Raw genomic sequence first — 19096 nt, 5'->3', positions numbered from 1 at the left:
TCAACCGAACAGTTGAGAAGGAGGGATCGTGGCGGACCCGCTCTCCCGCGTGTTCTCGGCGCTCGCCGACCCCACGCGCCGCGACCTGGTGGCCCGGCTCGCGTCGGGCGACGCCACCGTCGGCGAGCTCGCGCGGCCCTACGACATGTCCGTCCAGGCGGTGTCCAAGCACCTGCGCGTGCTCGAGGACTCCGGCCTGGTCCGTCGCACGACGGACGCCCGGCGCGCCCCCGTGCACCTCGAGGCGGAGGTCCTGGACCTCATGACGACGTGGATCGAGCGCTACCGGCGCGAGGCCGAGGACCGCTACCGCCGCCTCGACGACGTCCTGCACGACCTGCCCGACCGACCGGGCACCACCGGCACCGACCCCACGACGGGAGCAGCACCATGACCACCACCGGCACCCACGAGACCGAGATCGCCGTCCCGAAGGACCTCCCCCTCGTCCGCATCGTGCGCGAGTTCGACGCGCCCGCGGCGAAGGTCTTCCGGGCCCACGTCGACCCGGACCTGTTCGCCCGCTGGAACGGCCCGCGCTACCTCACCCAGCGCAACGAGCACTGGGACGTGCGCACCGGCGGCGCGTACCGCTACGTCCAGGTCGACCCCGACGGCGAGGAGTACGCGTTCTTCGGCAGCGTCCACGAGGTGCGGCCCGACGAGCTCATCGTCCAGACGTTCACCTACGAGGGCTTCCCCGACGGCGTCTCGCTCGACCGCCTCGTGTTCGAGGACCTGCCCGGTGGTCGCTGCCGTCTCACGGCCACGTCGCTCGTCGACACCATCGAGGGGCGCGACGCGTTCGTCGCGAGCGGCATGGAGGTCGGCGTCCGCGAGGGTTACGAGCAGCTCGACGAGCTCCTCGCCCGGTCCTGACCTCCGCCCGGAAGAACGCGGGAGCGGGGCGGCACCCACCAGCGGTGCCGCCCCGCTCGCCGCGGTGCCCGTGCCCGGCCCCCGCAGCCGGGCCCGGGAGCATCGGCCCTCAGGCGTCGCCGCGGGCGAGCAGACGACCCGTCGGGCGGTCGAACGTGATCAGCTCGCCCCGCAGGTACGTCGCGACGACGGCGCCGGACAGGGCGCGGTCGGCGTACGGCGTGATCGGGTTCTTGTGGTGCAGCCGCTCGGGGTCGACGACGAACGCCGTGTCGGGCTCGACGACCGCCAGGTCCGCGTCGTTGCCGAGCCGGATCTCGCCCTTGCGCTGCAGGCCGGCGATCGCCGCGGGCCGCGTCGACATCCACTCGACGACCCGCGCGAACGGGATGCCGCGCGTGCGCGCCTCGGTCCACACGATCGCGAGGCCGAGCTGCAGCGACGACACCCCGCCCCACGCCGTCCCGAAGTCGCCCGTGTCGAGCTCCTTGAGGTCGGGCGTGGACGGCGAGTGGTCCGAGACGATGCAGTCGATCGTCCCGTCGAGCAGGCCCTCCCACAGCAGCTCGCGGTTGTCGATCTCGCGGATCGGGGGGCAGCACTTGAACTGCGTCGCGCCGTCCGGGATCTCCTCGGCCGCGAGCGCCAGGTAGTGCGGGCACGTCTCGACGGTGAGGCGCACGCCCTCGCGCCGGGCGCTGCGGATCATGGGCAGCGCGTCCGAGCTCGACAGGTGGAGCACGTGCGCCCGGGCCCCGGTCCAGCGGGCGGCCTCGATGACGGCGGCGATCGCGACGTTCTCCGCACCGCGCGGGCGCGACGCGAGGAAGACGTCGTAGTGGTCGCCGTGCGGCTTGGGCGCCCGGTCGATGGCGCGCGAGTCCTCGGCGTGCACGATCATCAGCCCGTCGAAGTCGGCGAGCACCCGCAGGTCCTCCTCGAGCTCGTCGGGCTCGAGGTAGCCGAACTCCTCGACGCCCGAGTGCAGGAGGAAGCACTTGAACCCGAAGACGCCCGCGTCCCACAGCGGGCGCAGGTCGGCCGTGTTGCCCGGCACGGCCCCGCCCCAGAACCCGACGTCGACGAACGCCTGGTCGCGGGCGACCTTCTGCTTGATCTCGAGCGCACCGAGGTCGACGGTCGGGGGGATCGAGTTGAGGGGCATGTCGACGATCGTCGTCACCCCGCCCGCGGCGGCCGCCCGGGTCGCGGACGCGAAGCCCTCCCACTCGGTGCGCCCGGGCTCGTTGACGTGGACGTGCGTGTCGACGAGCCCGGGGACGAGCACCTGGTGAGGTTCCAGCTCGACGACGCGGGCGCCGTCGAGCCCTGCCCCGAGGGGTTCGATCGCGCGCACCACTCCCCCGACGACCCCGACCTCCCGGGGCTGCTCGCCGGACGCGACGAGCACGCGCTCGCCGCGGACGACGAGGTCGTACTCGTGCTCGCGACCGCTCGGTGACGTGCTCATCGCGTCCTCCACTTTCGTGCCTCGTCCGGTGTCTCGTGCCGTGCCATCGATGGTGCGCCGGTCTCAGTCGAGCAGCGCGATCGCGGTGGGCGCGTCGTCGGCGGAGATCGCGAGGTCCTCGAACTCGTTGACGCCCGTGAGCTCGACGCCCATCGCGATGTTCGTCACGCGCTCCAGGATCACCTCGACGACCACGGGCACCCGGAACTCGGCGGCCATGCCCTGCGCCTTGACGAACGCGTCGGCGAGCTCGTCGGGGTCGGTCACGCGGATCGCCTTGCACCCGAGGCCCTCGGCCACCTTGACGTGGTCGACGCCGTAGCCGCCGACCTCGGGCGAGTTGATGTTCTCGAACGACAGCTGGACGTGGTAGTCCATGTCGAACGCGCGCTGCGACTGCCGGATGAGGCCGAGGTAGGAGTTGTTCACCACGACGTGCACGTACGGCAGGTTGAACTGCGCGCCGACGGCGAGCTCCTCGATCATGAACTGGAAGTCGTAGTCGCCGGACAGCGCGACCACCGGCTCGTCCGGCACGGCCTTCGCGACACCGAGCGCCGCCGGCCCGGTCCAGCCGAGCGGACCCGCCTGGCCGGCGTTGATCCAGTGCCGCGGCTTGTACACGTGCAGGAACTGGGCGCCCGCGATCTGCGACAGTCCGATCGTCGTCACGTAGCGCGTCTCGGGTCCGAACGCCTTGTTCATCTCCTCGTACACGCGCTGCGGCTTGATGGGCGTCTCGGTGAAGTGCGTCTTGCGCTGCAGCGTGCGCTTGCGCTCGGCGCAGTCGGCCGCCCAGCCCGAGTAGTCGCGCGCCTGCCCGGCGTCGCGGCGCTCGCGCGCGACCTCGACGAAGAGCTCGAGCGCGGCCCTCGCGTCGGAGACGATCCCGTAGTCGGGGGCGAACACGCGGCCGATCTGGGTGGGCTCGATGTCGACGTGGACGAACGTCCGACCCTTGCGGTAGGTCTCGAGGCCGCCGGTGTGGCGGTTGGCCCACCGGTTGCCGATGCCGAGCACGAAGTCGGACGCGAGGAGGTTCGCGTTGCCGTAGCGGTGCGACGTCTGCAGCCCGGCCATGCCTGCCATGAGGGCGTGGTCGTCGGGGATGACGCCCCAGCCCATGAGCGTGGGGATCACGGGGACGCCGAGCGTCTCGGCGAGCTCGACGAGCAGGTCCTCGCCGCCGGCGTTGACGATGCCGCCGCCCGCGATCAGCAGGGGCCGCTCGGCGGCGAGCAGCATGTCGATGGCCTTGGCGGCCTGCTCGCGCGTCGCCGTCGGGCGGTGCACGGGCAGCGGCTGGTACGTCGCCGGGTCGAAGTCGATCTCGGTCATCTGGACGTCGATCGGCAGGTCGACGAGCACGGGGCCGGGACGGCCGGAGCGCATGAGGTGGAACGCCTGCTGGAAGACCTGGGGCACCTGGCCGGCCTCGAGGACGGTCTTGGCCATCTTCGTCACCGGGGCGGCGATGCTCGCGATGTCGACGGCCTGGAAGTCCTCCTTGTCGAGCTTGGCGACGGGCGCCTGGCCCGTGATGCACAGGATCGGGACGGAGTCGGCCCACGCGGCGTACAGGCCGGTGACCATGTCGGTGCCCGCGGGGCCCGACGTGCCGATGCAGATGCCGATGTTGCCGGGCTTCGCGCGCGAGTAGCCGTCGGCCATGTGGGACGCGCCCTCGACGTGGCGGGCGAGCACGTGGCCGATGCCGCCGTGGGCGCGCATCGCGGAGTAGAAGGGGTTGATGGCGGCGCCGGGCAGGCCGAAGGCCTGGGTGGCTCCCTCGATCTCGAGGATCGCCACGGCGGCGTCCACCGCACGCATTCGAGGCATGGTTCTCTCCTTGCTGGAGCTGACGTCGTCGTCGGGTTCCCGTGAGTGCTGGCTATCTGTCGTCGTCACGGGCGGACGACGACAGATGCCCCGCACTCAGCGGCGGGGGGGTCAGGAGCTCGCGCGGCCGGACAGGCGCTCGACGCCGCGGAGCAGGCCCGAGTGGTCGAGGTCGCCGTCGCCGTTGGCGAGCGCGGAGCCCATGAGCTGCGCGACGATCGCACCGAGCGGGACGACGACGCCCTTCTCGCGCGCCGCCGCGGTGACAATGCCGAGGTCCTTGTGGTGCAGCGCGATGCGGAAGCCCGGGGTGAAGGACTTGTCGATCATGTTCTGCTTCTTCTGGTCGAGGACCTTCGAGCCGGCGAGACCGCCGCCGAGGACCTCGAACGCGCTCGGGAGGTCGACCCCGTAGGCCTCGAGGAACGTCACGGCCTCGGCGAGCGCCTGGATGTTCGCCGCGACGACGAGCTGGTTCGCCGCCTTGACCGTCTGGCCCGAGCCGCTCGGGCCGACGTGCACGACCGTCTTGCCGACCGCGTCGAAGACGGGGCGCGCCGCCGCGAAGTCCTCCGCGTCGCCGCCGACCATGATCGACAGGGCGGCGTTCTTCGCCCCCGCCTCGCCGCCGGAGACCGGCGCGTCGAGGTAGCGAAAGCCGCGCTCGCGCGCGAGCTCGGCCAGGCGGACCGTCACGTCGGGGCGGATCGAGGAGAAGTCGATGACGAGCGTGCCGGGCTGGGCGTTGTCGAACACGCCGCCCTCGCCCGTCAGGACCTGCTCGACGTCGGGCGAGTCCGGCACCATGACGGCGATGACCTCGGCCGACTTCACCGCGTCGGCGACCGACTCCGCGGCGGTCCCGCCCGCGGCGACGAGCGGCGCCGTCTTCTCGGGGGTGCGGTTGTAGCCCGCGACGTCGTGACCGGCGTCCTGCAGGTGGACGGCCATGGGGCTGCCCATGATGCCGAGTCCGATGAAGGCGATGGAGGCCATGGTGTGCTCCTCGGGTGTGGATGGCTGTCGGGTGGTCGCTGTCGGTGTGCGGTGTCAGCGCTCGGAGGCGGGGAGCCAGGCGAACGGGTCGGCGGCGTCGGTCGTGTACTCGAGGCCGACCCAGCCGTCGTAGCCGCCGGCCCGCAGGTCCTTGGTCCAGCGGTCGATGGGCAGGTCGCCGGTGCCGGGCTCGCCGCGGCCAGGGGCGTCGGCGACCTGGACGTGGGCGACGCGCCCGCGGTACGTGGACAGCGCCGCGTCGACGTCGTCGCCGTTGACGGACAGGTGGTAGACGTCGAACAGCAGGCCGAGGTTCGTCTCGCCGTGGTCGGCCGCGACGCGGTCGATGACGCGCACGGCGTCGGCGGCGGTGAGCAGCGGGTAGGCGGGTGCGCCGCTCACGGGCTCGACGAGCACCGTGCCCCCGATGCGGCCGACGGCGCGTGCGGCGAGCGCGAGGTTCTCGGCCCCGAGCGCGTCCTGCTCCTCGGGCGCGACGCCCTCCTGCCGGTTGCCGTAGAGCGCGTTGAACGCGCGGCAGCCGGTGCGTTCGCCGATCGCGGTGACCGCGTCGAGGTTCGCGCGCAGGTCCGCCGAGCGCTCGGGCCAGGAGACGAGACCGCGGTCGCCGCCGGGCATGTTCCCGGCGTCGAAGTTCAGCCCGGTGAGCTGGACGCCCGCGGCGTCGAGGGCACCGACGAACGCGTCCACCTCGTCCTGGGCGGGCGTCGGGGTCGTGAAGGGCCACCAGAACTCGACACCGCGGAAGCCCGCGGCGGCGGCGGCAGCCGGACGCTCCAGGAGCGGCAGGTGCGTGAGCAGGATCGAGCAGTTGACGGTGTAGGTGGGGCCGTCGGTGGGGCTCGTCATCGTCGTCTCCTCAGGATCGGGTCCCGCCCGGCCGCTGCGCTGCGACTTCCATTCTGCGGAACTTAACTTCTGCTAGATGGAAGTCTAGGCACCGCGACGCCGAAGCGTCAACACCGACGCCCCCAGGAACGACGACGGCCGCCCCCGCACGGACGTGCGGGGGCGGCCGGAGCGCTTGCGCGTCAGCGCCGGCGGTCGAGCTTCACCTGGCGGTTCACGTCCTTGTAGAGCAGGTAGCGGAACGGCTTGGGGCCGCCCGCGTAGCAGGCCTGCGGGCAGAACGCGCGGAGCCACATGAAGTCGCCCTCCTGGACCTCGACCCAGTCGCCGTTGAGGCGGTAGACGGCCTTGCCCTCGAGCACGTACAGGCCGTGCTCCATGATGTGCGTCTCGGCGAACGGGATGGACCCGCCGGGCTGGAACGTGACGATGTTGACGTGCATGTCGTGCGCGAGGTCGTCGGGGTCGACGAACCGGGTCGTCGCCCACGCGCCGTCGGTGTCGGGCATCGGGCGCGGCTCGACGTCCTGCTCCCGCGTGACGAACGACGTCGCGGTGTGACCCGCGATCGGCTCGTACACCTTGCGCACCCACTGGAACGCGGCCTTGGCGTCCGAACGGTTGTGCAGCCCCCACCGCTCCCCCGCCGCGAGGTAGGCGTAGCCGCCCGGTTCGAGGACGTGCTCGGTCCCGTCGAGCGTGAGGACGAGCGTGCCCTCGGTGACGAAGACGACGGACTGCACGGTCTCCTCGTCCTCGCCCTGGTCGGCGCCGCCCCCGGGCGAGACCTCCATGACGTACTGCGCGAACGTCGTCGCGAAGCCCTCGATGGGGCGTGCGAGCACCCACAGGCGGGTCTCCTCCCAGCCCGGCAGGTTGCTCGTCACGATGTCGCGCAGCACCCCGCGCGGGATCACCGTGTACGCCTCGGTGACGATGGCGCGGTCGGTGAGCAGCTCGGTCTGCCCGGGCAGGCCACCCTGCGGGGTCCAGTAGCGGGTGGTCTGGGTCATGTCGGTCTCCTCGGCGGTCGGGGGGTGGTCGGGGGGGCGGTCGGGGGGCGGTCGTGGGGCAGGTGGGTGGCAGGTGAGAGGGATGACGCGCAGGCGGTACGGGGGCCCGCCGTCAGCGTGCCGCGGGCTGGGGCGCGTGACCGGTGACCCGGACGACGTCGAGCCCGTCGCGGTCGAGCCCGGTCGCTGCGCGGACCTCGGCCTCGGTGAGGGCGCCGCAGTCGACGCCGCGGCCCAGGAACCAGGCCATGGCCCTGGCGGTCGCGGGCTCGTCGAGGACGCCGCCGGCGTCGGGCACGAACCCGACGTACGCGGCGAGGCGCGCGAGCGCGCCCGCGGCCCCCTCGCGGTAGAAGGCGTAGGTCGCGACGAACCGGCTCGGCAGCTGGGCCGGGTGCAGGTCCCAGCCCTGGTAGAAGCCGCGCTCGAGCGAGCGTCGCACGAGCCGGCCGTGCAGGGTCCACGCGGCGTCGACCCGGTCCGGGTCGCCGACGGGCAGCACGTTGGTGGAGCCGTCCGACATCCGCACGCCCGTCCCGGCGACGGCGAGCTGCATGACGGCCTTCGCGTGGTCGGCCGCCGGGTGCTCCATCGACTGGTAGGCGGCCGCGATCCCGAGCGAGGCGGAGTAGTCGTACGTGCCGTAGTGCAGGCTCGTCACGCGCCCGGGCGCGGCGTGCACGAGGCGCCCGACGGTCGCGGTGCCGTCCGCGGCGAGGATCGCCTGGGGCGTCTCGACCTGGACCTCGAACCGCAGGCTGCCCGCGTCGAGACCGTTCGCGGCCTCGACGTGCTCGCACGCGCGGGCCATCGCGACGACCTGCTCGGGCGACGTCACCTTGGCGAGCGTGACGACGAACCCGGCGGGCAGGCCCGCGTGCCCGTGCGCGGCGCGCGCCGCGACCAGCTCGGCGACGAACAGCGCGAGCGTGCGCACCCCCCGGCGGCGCGTCGCCTCCTCGAGGCACTTGATCCGGATCCCGGCGAACGGCGTGGCCGTCCCCTGCGCCTCGGCGCGGGCGAGCTCGCGGGCCGCCGCGGCGACGGCGGAGTCCTCCGCGTCGTCGCCGCGGACCCCGAACCCGTCCTCGAAGTCGATGCGCAGGTCCTCGATCGCCTCGACCGCGAGCTTCGCGCCGACGCGCTCGGCCACGGCGGCCGCGAGCGCGGCGTCGACGTCCGGGACGAGCAGGTCGACCAGGCGCCGCGTCCCGCCGGCGGCGTCGACGGTCTCACGGGCCCGTGCGGCCCACTCGGGCGCGAGACCCGCGGCGTACCGGTCGCCCGGGACGTACACGGTGTGGACGGGCTGGCGCGAGCCGTCGTCGCCCGGGTAGCGCGCCGCGAGCTCGGCGTCCCACGGCGCGAGGTCGTGGTCGAGCGCCGCCTGCAGCGCCGCGACGTCGCGCTCGTCGAACCCGGCCGGCATCAGGACGCCGCCCCGTCGGTCGCGCCGTCGCCCGACTCGGCCCGGACGACCGCGTCGTACGCGGGCAGCGTGAGGAAGTCGACGTAGTCGTCGGACAGCGCGATCTCCTCGACGAGGGCCCGCGCCTGCTCGTACGGCCCGGCGTCGTACGCCTCGGGCCCGACGTCGGCCCGCAGGCGGGCGGTCTCCTCGCCCAGGAGCGTGCGGACCAGGTCGGCGGTGACCGCCGTGCCGGCGCTCTCCCCCGCGGTGAACGTCGCCCCCGAACGCACCCACTGCCACACCTGCGACCGCGAGATCTCCGCCGTCGCCGCGTCCTCCATGAGGTTGTGGATCGCGACCGCGCCGTTGCCCGCGAGCCACGCCGCGACGTACGCGACGGACACGTAGAGGTTGTTGCGCAGCCCCGCCTCGGTGATGTCGCCGCCGGCGGTCGAGACGTCGAGGAGCTGCTCGGCCGTCACGTGCACGTCGGGGCGCTGCCGGTCGAGCTGGTTCGGCCGCTCGCCGAGCACGCCGTCGAACACCTCGCGGCACACCGGGACGAGGTCCGGGTGCGCGACCCACGACCCGTCGAACCCGTCGCCCGCCTCGCGCTGCTTGTCGGCGCGGACCTTGTCGAACGCCTGCGCCGTGACCTCGGGCTCGCGGCGGTTCGGGATGACCGCGGCCATGCCGCCCATCGCGAACGCGCCGCGACGGTGGCACGTCGCCACGAGGAGCTCGGTGTACGCGCGCATGAAGGGCGCGGTCATCGTGATCGCGCCGCGGTCGGGCAGCGTGAACGACGGCCCGGAGTCGCGGAAGTACTTGATGACGCTGAACAGGTAGTCCCAGCGCCCCGCGTTGAGGCCCGACGCGTGGTCGCGCAGCTCGTAGAGGATCTCGTCCATCTCGAACGCGGCGGGGATGGTCTCGATGAGGACCGTCGCCCGGATCGTGCCGTGCGGGACGCCGAGCACCTGCTGCGCGTGCGTGAAGACGTCGTTCCACAGCCGCGCCTCGAGGTGCGACTCCATCTTCGGCAGGTAGTAGTACGGGCCGGAGCCGCGCGCCAGCAGCTCGGCGGCGTTGTGGAAGAAGTGCAGCCCGAAGTCGACGAGCGCGCCGACGGCGGGCGCGCCGTCGACCCGGACGTGCACCTCGTCGAAGTGCCAGCCGCGGGGGCGCACCACCATGACGGCGAGCGGCGCGTCGTCGGTCTCCGGCCGCAGCGCGTACTGCTTGCCCTCCGGGGAGGTGAACGCGAGCGTGCGTCGCGTCGCGTCGTGCAGCGCGACCTGGCCGCCGACGACGTTGCTCCAGTGCGGCGTGGAGGCGTCCTCCAGGTCGGCGAGCCACACCTTCGCGCCCGAGTTCAGCGCGTTGATCGCCATCTTGGGCGTCGGCGGGCCGGTGATCTCGACACGGCGGTCGACCAGGTCCGACGGCGCGCCCGCCACGGTCCAGTCGCCCGCGCGCACGGCGGCCGTCCCCGGCAGGAAGTCGAGGCGCCCCGTGCGCGACACCTCCTCGCGACGCGTGCCGCGCGCGACGAGGAGCTCGTCGCGGCGCGCCCCGAAGCGGCGCTGGAGGTCGGCGACGAACGCGAGCGCCTCGGGCGTGAGGACCTCGTTCGCGCGCTCGACGGCGGGGCCGTGGACGGTGGCGGCCGTGGTGGTGGTCATGGGGTGTCCTTCCTGCAGGGCGGTCGGGCGCGCGGCGGTGTCCGCCGGGGCGGTCGTCATGGTCAGCGACGCCCGGCAGGGACGTCCGCGTGCGGCGTCGTGCTCCCCTGAGCCTGCTCCGCACGGTCGCGCTCCGCGACCTCGGCGACGGCGCGCGCGACGGAGGCGGAGACGGCGGGCTCGAACACGCTCGGCACGATGTAGCTCGCGCTGAGCTCGCCCGGCTCCACGGCGTCGGCGATCGCGACGGCGGCGACGCGCAGCATCTCGTCCGTGATCTCGTGCGCGCCGGCGTCGAGCAGGCCGCGGAACAGCCCGGGGAACGCGAGCACGTTGTTGATCTGGTTCGGGTAGTCGCTGCGCCCGGTCGCGACGACGGTCGCGTGCTGCGCGGCGGCGAGCGGGTCGACCTCGGGCGTCGGGTTGGCGAGGGCGAAGACGATCGCGTCGTCGGCCATCGTGGCGACGTCGTCGCCGGTGAGGATGTTCGGGCCGGAGACGCCGACGAACACGTCGGCGCCCGCGAGGCCCTCGCGCAGCGTCCCGCTGAACCCCTCGGCGTTGGTCGTCGTGGCGAGGCGGCGGCGCGTCTCGTCGTCGCCCGCGTTGCCCTCGTGGAGCGCGCCCTTGCGGTCGAACGCGACGATGTGGCGGGCGCCCTGCCCCTGCAGGAGCGAGATGATGGCGGACCCGGCGGCGCCGACCCCCGAGACGACGATGCGCACGTCCTCGATGCTCTTGCCGACGACGCGCAGCGCGTTCGTCAGCGCCGCGAGGACGACGATCGCCGTGCCGTGCTGGTCGTCGTGGAACACGGGGATGTCGAGCTCGTCGCGCAGGCGACGCTCGATCTCGAAGCAGCGGGGCGCGGAGATGTCCTCGAGGTTGATGCCGCCGTACACGGGCGCGATCGCCTTGACGATCCGGATGATCTCCTCGGTGTCCGTGGTGTCGAGGCACACGGGCCACGCGTCGACGCCGGCGAACTGCTTGAACAGCGCCGCCTTGCCCTCCATGACCGGCAGCGCCGCGGCCGGGCCGATGTCGCCGAGACCGAGGACGGCCGTGCCGTCGGTGACCACCGCGACGGTGTTGCGCTTCACGGTGAGGCGCCGCGCGTCCTCGGGCCGCTCGGCGATCGCGAGGCACACCCGCGCGACGCCGGGCGTGTACGCGCGGGCGAGGTCGGCGCGGTGGCGCAGCGGCACCTTGGGGTTGACCTCGAGCTTGCCGCCGAGGTGCATGAGGAACGTCGCGTCGCTCACGTGGCGCACCGCGATCCCGTCGAGAGCCCCGAGCGCGTCCCGGATGCGCTCGACGTGGGCGGTGTCGACGGTGTCCGCCGTGATGTCCACGACGAGGCGGTTCGCGCCCGACTCGGAGACGTCGACGCCCGTGATGGCGGCACCGGTGGCGCTCACGGCGGCGACGATGTCGCTCGCGGTGCGGTGCCCGCTCGGCGCCTCGACGCGCAGCGTGATGGAGTAGCTGGGGCTGGTCGTCACGTGCTGGACGGTCTGCGTCGGCACGGTGGGCTGCGGGTCGGACGTCATGGTCGTTCCTTCTTCTCGTATGCTGAGGTGCAACTTCCGTGATGCGGAAGCGAGTGCGGGGATCCGCGCTCTTCAGGCAGGTGGCCCATCCGTGGTCGGACGGCACCCGGTGGACAGGAGATGGTGATGGTCGAGAGCTCCACGGCGACGGAGCCGCGGGAGGACCCGGCAGGGGCGACGGGACGCGCGGCGGCGAAGGGGTCGGGCGGCGTGCAGTCGGTCGACCGGGCGATCGAGCTGCTCGAGCTGCTCGCCGACTTCGGCGGCGAGTCTGGTCTGAGCGAGCTCGCCCAGGCGGCCGGCCTGCCGCTCCCGACGATCCACCGGCTCCTGCGCACCCTGCTCGCGCAGGGCTACGTGCGCCAGACCCCGTCGCGCCGGTACACCCTCGGCCCGCGACTCATCCGCCTCGGCGAGTCCGCGGGACGCCAGCTCGGCGCCGGCGCCCGCCCCTACCTCGAACGGCTCGCGGACGAGCTCGGCGAGTCGGCGAACCTCGCGATGATCGACCGCGACATGGCCGTGTACGTGGCGCAGGCGTCGTCGCGCCACTCGATGCGCATGTTCACCGAGGTAGGGCGTCGCGTCTTCACCCACTGCACGGGCGTCGGCAAGGCGGTGCTCGCCCAGCTCCCCGACCAGACGGTCCGCGAGATCGTCGCCCGCGTCGGCATGCCGCCCGCGACCGACCAGTCGATCACCGACGTCGACGACCTGCTCAAGGAGCTCGACCGCACGCGCGAGCGCGGGTACGCCATCGACGACGGCGAGCAGGAGCTCGGCGTGCGCTGCTTCGCGGTCGCCGTGCCCGACGCGCCCACCCCGACCGCGCTGTCCGTCTCCGGCCCGGCGGCCCGCGTGACGTACGAGTTCGGCGACCGCGCGGTGCCCGTCCTGCACCGCGTCGCGGCGGGGCTCACCCGCGAGCTCATCACGACCGCGCCCTGACGCGGCGCACCCGGGGACGGCGACGCACCGGCCGGGCGACGACGCGCCCTGCCGGGCCGCGGTGTCCCCGCGGTCCGGCAGGGCGCGTCGCGTGCTCATGGTCGTCCGTCCGCCCCGTGGCTCAGCAGAACCCGGTCACGGTCGCCCAGGCGCGCGGCTCGACGGGCACGCCCTCGCGCCGGACCGTCGCCTCGATGAGGCCGTACGGACGATCCGCGGCGTAGAACACCTCGTTCGGGTTGTCGAGACCGAACGGCTCCAGGTCCACGAGGAAGTGGTGCTTGTTCGGCATCGAGAACTTGATCTCGGCGATCTCCGGGACGGCCTCGAGCACCGCCTTGCCCATCGCGAACAGAGTCTGCTGCAGCGCGAGCGAGTGCGTCGTCGCGAACGCCTCGAGCTGGATCGCGCGCACCTTCGCGTACACGGCGTCGAAGTCGAGGTCCGTCGTCGTGTAGCGCCAGCGCGACGTCACCGACGTCGCGAGGATGCGGTCGTTCGTCTCGACGAGGGTCGTGTACCGGTCGCGCGGGAAGCCGTGGAACTCCGAACCCGTCGACTTCAGCACGACGAGGTCGGTGAGGCCCGAGACGACGAAGACCTCGTCGCCGTCGCGCTGGACGACCGTCGTCCTGGTCTCCTGGTTGTTCCGCACGAACGCGTGGTCGTGCTCGCCGTCCGCGGTCTCGATGCGCTCCCAGGAGTACTGCTCGATCTCCCAGCGGCCGCCCTCGATCCACTCGAAGTCCTCGACGAAGTGGGCGCCGAGGCGGATCGCGAACTCCTCGATCGCGCCGACGCCGTCACGGGCGAACGCGTAGACCGTGTTCTTCTGCGTGTCGGTCGCGACGCACGTGGAGTTGTCGCCCTCCAGGTGCGTGGCCTCCTGGCCGCCCCGCAGCTGCGAGGAGACGTTGAGGTCGGTGATGCGGTGGCGCGGGGTGGCGCGGTCGACGCGCACGAGGCGCACCTCCGCCTTCCCCCACTGGTTGTCCCCCAGGACGATGCCGCCGCTCTGCGTGCTCGTCGCCGACGACGTCGGTGCGTCGTTCAGGGTTTCGGTCATGTCAGCTCCCTCGATAGGTCGAGTAGGCGAACGGGCTGAGCAGGACGGGGACGTGGTAGTGCTGCTCGGCGCTCGCCACCCGGAAGACGATGACGACCTCCGGGTAGAAGGACACGGTGTGCTGCCGGTCGAAGTACTCGGCCGTGTCGAACACGAGCCGGTACGTACCGGGGACGAGGGTCTGCGGCCCGAGCTCGGGCACCCGACCGTCGTCGTCCGTGCGGGAGGACGCCACCAGGGACCAGCCCTGCCCCGTCGTCCCCTCCGCGATCCCCGCGGCCGCCTCCAGGCGGACGGCGATCCCCTCGGCGGGCCTACCGCGGGCCGCGTCGAGTACGTGCGTGGTGATGTGGCTGCGGTGCGCGCTCATGCGGTCAGCACCCCTTCCAGCCGGAGCGCGGCGATCTCGCGCAGGTTGCGGGCGGCGTTCGCGCGCTCGGTGTCGGCGTCGTTCGCGAGCCGTTCCGTGAGCTGCTCGAGGATCTCCTCGGCGCTGCGGCCCGCGGCCCGGATGAGGAACACGTGGCCGAACTTCTCCTCGTACGCACGGTTGCCCGCCGCGAGCCGCTGCGCGACGTCGCCGCTCGTGTCGACCCCGGCCTGCTCGTCGCGCGACATCTGCGCGTCGGCGTCGTCGCCCGCGGCGCTCTCGCCGATGCGCGGGTGCCGGGCCAGCGCGGCGTCGACCTCGTCGTCGCTCCACGGGTCGGCGGCCGACGTCGCGGCCCGGACCGCGGAGCCGACGGTCGCGTACGGCCGCCCCGCGGCGACGTCCGCGGCCCAGCGCTCCACGTGGGCGCACGTGAGCAGGACCTCCCGCGCGTCCTGCGGGGCCAGCTCGTTGAACTCGTCCAGCGTCATCGCCGTCCTCTTCGTCGCCATTCCGCTATGCGGAATATTGTTTCCGTCCTATGAATGTACGGCCGCACGCGGCTCGATGTCAACCAGACTGGCCCGAGCGGCGGCCGGGCGCGCGGCGGCAGTACGACGAACCCCGGGTTGCGCGTCACGAGAGCTGGATCGTGACGGGCAACCCGGGGTTCGGCGGGTGGGGCCCCCGGCTCGGCGCCGGGTGGGGGCCAGCGGGGTGCGATCGGGACGAGCCGGAACGACGACGGGCCCGGCAGCGTCCGCTGCCGGGCCCGTCGGGGGGTGAGGTCAGGCCGAGCCGATCCCGGCCCGGAACTCGTCCTCGAGGATGCTCATGACCGTGGCGTCGGCCCACCCGTCGCCGTCTCGGTAGACGTCGCGCAGACGCCCCTCCTCACGGAAGCCGAGCGACTCGTAGAGCATCCGCGCACGCGGGTTGATGCTGAGGACGTCGAGGCTCACCCGGTGCAGGTGCGGCCCCTCGTGGCGGACGCCGTCGACGTCCGTCGTCCCGTCGAACGCGAACCGCAGGACCTCGAAGATCGCCTCGCGACCGTACCCGCGGCCCCGGTAGTTCGGCAGGAGCGCGAGACGCAGGTTCGCCGAGCCGGCGTGCTCGTCGATGTCGTTGAGGACGATCTCGCCGATCATGTCGTCGCTGACCTGCTGGCCGTCACGGACGGCGCCCGGGGTGATCGCCCAGTCGAAGCGCCCCTCCCGGTCGCCGATCGTGGCCGACCACGCGTCGATCTGCGGGCGCGTGAACGTCGCCGTCGTCCCCGTGAGCCGGTTCGACTCCGGGTCCTGCAACGACTCCCACATCCGGTCCGCGTCGCGAGCCTCGACCGGCCGCAGACGCACCATCTCCCCGAGCACCACGGGTCCCCGCGTCACGCGATCACCCGATCCGCTCGAGGATGAGCTCCCGCACGCGACCGGCGTCCGCCTGGCCGCGCGTCGCCTTCATCACCGCGCCGATGATCGCGCCGACCGGCCCGAGGTTGCCGCCCCGCACCTTCTCGACGACGTCCGGCTGCGCGGCGAGCGCCTCGTCGATCGCGGCGAGGAGCGCGCCGTCGTCCGACACGACCTCCAGCCCGCGGGCGACGACGACCTGCTCCGGGTCGCCCTCGCCGGCGAGGACGCCCTCGAGGACCTGACGCGCGAGCTTGTCGTTGATCCGGCCCGCGTCGACGAGGCCCTGGAGTTCCGCGACCTGCGCGGGGGTCACCGCGAGGCCCGCCAGCTCGACGTCGTCCTGCTTGGCCCGGCGCGCGAGCTCGCCCATCCACCACTTGCGCGCCCCGGCCGGGCTGGTGCCCGCCGCGACGGTCGCCTCGATGAGGTCGATCGCGCCCGCGTTGACGACGTCGCGCATCTCCGCGTCCGCGTAGCCCCACTCGCCCTGCAGGCGCCGACGCCGCGCGACGGGCAGCTCGGGGAGCCCCGACCGGATCTCCTCGATCCACTCGCGCGGCGGTGCGACCGGGACGAGGTCCGGCTCGGGGAAGTACCGATAGTCCTCGGCGTCGGACTTCACGCGGCCCGACGTGGTGATGCCGGTGTCCTCGTGCCAGTGCCGTGTCTCCTGGACCACGGTGCCGCCCGCGTCGAGCACCGCGGCCTGCCGCGAGATCTCGTACCGCACGGCCCGCTCGACGGAACGGAACGAGTTGACGTTCTTCGTCTCCGTGCGCGTCCCCAGGGGCGACTCGGGGGTCGGGCGCAGCGAGAGGTTGACGTCCGCGCGGACGTTGCCGCGCTCCATGCGCGCCTCGGACACGTCGAGCGCCCGGAAGATGTCGCGCAGCGTCTGGACGTACGCGCGCGCCACCTCGGGCGCGCGGTCCCCCGCACCCGTGATCGGACGCGTGACGATCTCGACGAGAGGGATGCCCGCGCGGTTGTAGTCGACGAGCGAGTACTCCGCGCCGTGGATACGCCCGGTGGCGCCGCCGACGTGGGTGTTCTTTCCCGCGTCCTCCTCCATGTGCGCGCGCTCGATCTCCACGCGGAACACGGTGCCGTCCTCGAGCTCGACGTCGATCCACCCGTCGAACGCGATGGGCTCGTCGTACTGCGACGTCTGGAAGTTCTTCGGCACGTCCGGGTAGAAGTAGTTCTTCCGGGCGAAGCGGCACGTCTCGGCGATCTGGCAGTTCAGCGCGAGGCCGATCCGGATCGCGTACTCGACGGCCTTGCCGTTGACGACGGGCAGCGCACCGGGCAGCCCGAGGGAGACGGGCGTGACCTGCGTGTTCGGGTCGGCGCCGAAGCTCACCTCGGCCGGGCAGAACATCTTGGTCAGCGTGCCGAGCTCGACGTGCACCTCGATCCCGATGACGGGGTCGTAGCGACGGGTGGCGTCGGCGTAGTCGACGAGGTCGACGGTGGTGGCGGTCATCTCCTCAGCCCTCCAGCTCGGCGGTGGCGGTGGGCAGCACGGGCGCGCGGTCGAGCAGCGGGCTGCCCCAGGCGTCCAGCAGCGCTGCCTCGAGCGCCGCGCCCACGCGGTACATGCGGTCGTCGGCCTTCGCCGGGGCGAGCACCTGGAACCCGACGGGAAGTCCGTCGTCGGACAGGCCGGCGGGCACGGACATGCCCGGGACGCCGGCGAGGTTCGCCGGGATCGTCGCGACGTCGTTGAGGTACATCGCGAGCGGGTCGTCGAGCTTCTCGCCGAACCGGAACGCGGTCGTGGGGGCGGTCGGCGAGACGAGGACGTCCGCCTGCTCGAACGCGGCGGCGAAGTCGCGCTGGATGAGCGTGCGCACCTTCTGCGCGCTGCCGTAGTACGCGTCGTAGTAGCCGGCCGAGAGCGCGTAGGTCCCCAGGATGATGCGGCGCTTCACCTCGTCGCCGAAACCGGCACCGCGCGTCGCGGCCATGACGCGCTCGGCAGTCACGGGACCGTCTTCGGGCTCGACACGCAGACCGAAGCGCATCCCGTCGAACTTGGCGAGGTTGCTCGACGCCTCGCTCGGCATGATGAGGTAGTACGCGCCGAGGGCGTACTCGAAGTGCGGGCACGACACCTCGACGATCTCCGCGCCACGGGCGCGCAGCAGGTCGAGCGACTCCGCGAAGCGCGCGCTCACCCCGTCCTGGTACCCCTCGCCGGAGAGCTCGGTGACGACGCCGACCCGCAGGCCCGCGAGGTCCTGGGTCGCGCCCTGCACCGCCGCGTCGACGAGCGACGGCAGCTTGTCCCGGTACGACGTCGAGTCGCGCGGGTCGTGACCGCCGATCAGCTCGTGCAGGAGCGCCGAATCGAGGACCGTGCGCGTGACCGGGCCGGCCTGGTCGAGCGACGACGCCATGGCGATGAGGCCGTAGCGCGAGACGCCTCCGTAGGTGGGCTTGACGCCGACGGTCCCGGTGACGGCACCCGGCTGGCGGATCGAACCGCCGGTGTCGGTGCCGATCGCGAGCGGGGCCTCGAAGGCCGCGACCGCGGCGGCGGACCCGCCACCCGAACCACCGGGGATGCGGTCCAGGTCCCAGGGGTTGCGGGTGTTGCCGTACGCGGAGTGCTCCGTCGAGGAGCCCATCGCGAACTCGTCCATGTTCGTCTTGCCGAGGATGGGCAGACCCGCCGCGCGGATCCGCTCGACGAGGGTCGCGTCGTACGGCGGGACCCAGCCCTCGAGGATCTTCGACCCCGCGGTGGTCGGCATGCCCTTCGTGACGACGACGTCCTTCACGGCGATCGGCACGCCCGCGAGACGGGGCAGCTCGTCGCCCGCGGCACGCCGTGCGTCCACGTCGCGCGCCGTCGAGAGGGCGTCCTCGCTGCTGACGTGGAGGTACGCGTGGACGGCACCGTCGACGGCGCCGATACGGTCGAGGTGCGCCTGCGTCACCTCGACGCTGGAGAAGTCGGACGCGTTCAGGCCTTCGGCGATCTCCGCCGCGGAGAGCCGGGTCAGGTCGTCGGTCATCATTCCTCCCCGAGGATCTGCGGGACGGCGAAGCGGCCGTCCTCGGCCGACGGCGCGGCGGCGAGCACGTCCGCGACGGGCAGCGCCGGCTCGGGGACGTCGTCGCGGAACACGTTCGTCAGCGGGAGCGGGTGACTCGTCGCGGGGACGTCGGGCGTGGCGACCTCGCTGACCTTGGCGATGGCGTCGACGATGACGTCGAGCTCGCCGGAGAGCCGGTCCAGCTCCTCAGGTCGCAGGTCGATGCGGGCCAGCGCGGCGACGCGCGCGACCTCGTCACGGGAGATGGTGGACATGCTCGCCATTCTACTGGGGGGCGCGTACCAGGGTTCTCCCCCGGTACCCGACGCACTGGCTCGGGCGACACGGATCCGGCCGGGTCGAGCCGAGCACGTAGTCGACCCGGGACGAGCCTGCGCGCACGCGCGAGGGCATGCGGAAATGCCGAAGGCCCACCCCGTGTGGGGTGGGCCTTCGGTGAAGGGTTGTCCGGCGGCGTCCTACTCTCCCACCCCGTCTCCAGGGCAGTACCATCGGCGCTGAAGGGCTTAGCT

The 19096-nt window shown here is 72.8% G+C and carries 18 protein-coding genes; 3 read left to right on the top strand and 15 right to left on the bottom strand.

Going from position 1 to position 19096, the window contains the following annotated elements:
- Window positions 1-28: 28 nt before the first annotated feature.
- Together LGQ04_RS15010 and LGQ04_RS15005 are read left to right on the top strand one after the other, a co-directional pair.
- Window positions 29-394 carry an ArsR/SmtB family transcription factor gene (locus LGQ04_RS15010; RefSeq protein ID WP_229244762.1) on the top strand — a complete coding sequence of 122 codons (366 nt, stop codon included), beginning with the start codon at window positions 29-31 and terminating at the stop codon, window positions 392-394.
- Window positions 391-879: an SRPBCC family protein gene (locus LGQ04_RS15005; RefSeq protein ID WP_229244761.1), complete on the top strand. Its 489-nt coding sequence runs from the start codon at window positions 391-393 to the stop codon at window positions 877-879. The genes LGQ04_RS15010 and LGQ04_RS15005 overlap by 4 nt, the downstream gene beginning before the upstream one ends.
- 109 nt (window positions 880-988) lie before the next feature.
- On the opposite strand, the gene allB is transcribed toward LGQ04_RS15005, so the two are convergent.
- The 8 genes from allB to LGQ04_RS14965 all read right to left on the bottom strand — a co-directional run bounded on the left by allB (window position 989) and on the right by LGQ04_RS14965 (window position 11717).
- Window positions 989-2350, bottom strand: a complete 1362-nt coding sequence (gene allB / locus LGQ04_RS15000; protein WP_229244760.1) for an allantoinase AllB — start codon at window positions 2348-2350, stop codon at window positions 989-991.
- Between the two features lie 63 nt (window positions 2351-2413).
- Window positions 2414-4189 (bottom strand): glyoxylate carboligase, encoded by a 1776-nt coding sequence (gcl, locus tag LGQ04_RS14995; protein ID WP_229244759.1) that lies wholly within the window; start codon window positions 4187-4189, stop codon window positions 2414-2416.
- Window positions 4190-4300: 111 nt separating this feature from the next.
- Window positions 4301-5185, bottom strand: coding sequence for a 2-hydroxy-3-oxopropionate reductase (locus LGQ04_RS14990; RefSeq protein WP_229244758.1), 885 nt, complete (start codon window positions 5183-5185; stop codon window positions 4301-4303).
- A gap of 54 nt (window positions 5186-5239) precedes the next feature.
- Window positions 5240-6055: a hydroxypyruvate isomerase family protein gene (locus LGQ04_RS14985; protein ID WP_229244757.1), complete on the bottom strand. Its 816-nt coding sequence runs from the start codon at window positions 6053-6055 to the stop codon at window positions 5240-5242.
- Between the two features lie 182 nt (window positions 6056-6237).
- Window positions 6238-7068 (bottom strand): bifunctional allantoicase/(S)-ureidoglycine aminohydrolase, encoded by an 831-nt coding sequence (locus LGQ04_RS14980; protein ID WP_229244756.1) that lies wholly within the window; start codon window positions 7066-7068, stop codon window positions 6238-6240.
- Between the two features lie 112 nt (window positions 7069-7180).
- Window positions 7181-8497, bottom strand: coding sequence for a DUF6986 family protein (locus tag LGQ04_RS14975; RefSeq protein ID WP_229244755.1), 1317 nt, complete (start codon window positions 8495-8497; stop codon window positions 7181-7183).
- A complete protein-coding gene (aceB, locus tag LGQ04_RS14970; RefSeq protein ID WP_229244754.1) occupies window positions 8497-10164 on the bottom strand; it encodes a malate synthase A in 1668 nt (555 codons plus the stop codon). Before aceB ends, LGQ04_RS14975 begins: the two co-directional genes overlap by 1 nt.
- Window positions 10165-10226: 62 nt before the next feature.
- Window positions 10227-11717: an NAD-dependent malic enzyme gene (locus tag LGQ04_RS14965; RefSeq protein ID WP_229244753.1), complete on the bottom strand. Its 1491-nt coding sequence runs from the start codon at window positions 11715-11717 to the stop codon at window positions 10227-10229.
- 126 nt (window positions 11718-11843) lie between these two features.
- Here LGQ04_RS14965 and LGQ04_RS14960 point away from each other — a divergent pair, with 126 nt between their 5' ends.
- A complete protein-coding gene (locus tag LGQ04_RS14960; protein WP_229244752.1) occupies window positions 11844-12665 on the top strand; it encodes an IclR family transcriptional regulator in 822 nt (273 codons plus the stop codon).
- A 121-nt stretch (window positions 12666-12786) separates the two neighbouring features.
- On the opposite strand, the gene pucL is transcribed toward LGQ04_RS14960, so the two are convergent.
- The 7 genes from pucL to gatC form a co-directional block, all read right to left on the bottom strand.
- Entirely contained in the window at window positions 12787-13731 is a 945-nt protein-coding gene (gene pucL / locus LGQ04_RS14955) for a factor-independent urate hydroxylase (protein ID WP_229244751.1), read from the bottom strand.
- A gap of 1 nt (window position 13732) precedes the next feature.
- Window positions 13733-14101 carry a hydroxyisourate hydrolase gene (uraH, locus tag LGQ04_RS14950; protein ID WP_229244750.1) on the bottom strand — a complete coding sequence of 123 codons (369 nt, stop codon included), beginning with the start codon at window positions 14099-14101 and terminating at the stop codon, window positions 13733-13735.
- A complete protein-coding gene (gene uraD / locus LGQ04_RS14945; protein ID WP_229244749.1) occupies window positions 14098-14592 on the bottom strand; it encodes a 2-oxo-4-hydroxy-4-carboxy-5-ureidoimidazoline decarboxylase in 495 nt (164 codons plus the stop codon). The genes uraH and uraD overlap by 4 nt, the downstream gene beginning before the upstream one ends.
- Before the next feature lie 297 nt (window positions 14593-14889).
- Entirely contained in the window at window positions 14890-15495 is a 606-nt protein-coding gene (locus tag LGQ04_RS14940; protein WP_229244748.1) for a GNAT family N-acetyltransferase, read from the bottom strand.
- Window positions 15496-15499: 4 nt separating this feature from the next.
- Complete coding sequence (gene gatB, locus LGQ04_RS14935; protein ID WP_229244747.1) at window positions 15500-17005, bottom strand: Asp-tRNA(Asn)/Glu-tRNA(Gln) amidotransferase subunit GatB; 1506 nt, start codon at window positions 17003-17005, stop codon at window positions 15500-15502.
- Between the two features lie 4 nt (window positions 17006-17009).
- Window positions 17010-18542 (bottom strand): Asp-tRNA(Asn)/Glu-tRNA(Gln) amidotransferase subunit GatA, encoded by a 1533-nt coding sequence (gatA, locus tag LGQ04_RS14930; RefSeq protein WP_229244746.1) that lies wholly within the window; start codon window positions 18540-18542, stop codon window positions 17010-17012.
- Entirely contained in the window at window positions 18542-18838 is a 297-nt protein-coding gene (gene gatC / locus LGQ04_RS14925; protein ID WP_229244745.1) for an Asp-tRNA(Asn)/Glu-tRNA(Gln) amidotransferase subunit GatC, read from the bottom strand. The genes gatA and gatC overlap by 1 nt, the downstream gene beginning before the upstream one ends.
- Between the last annotated feature and the right edge of the window lie 258 nt (window positions 18839-19096).

Source organism: Cellulosimicrobium marinum, assembly GCF_020551945.1.
GTDB classification, from domain to species: domain Bacteria; phylum Actinomycetota; class Actinomycetes; order Actinomycetales; family Cellulomonadaceae; genus Cellulosimicrobium; species Cellulosimicrobium marinum.
Note: the sequence above shows the minus strand (reverse complement) of the source record. Positions and strands in the feature narration are given on the sequence as shown.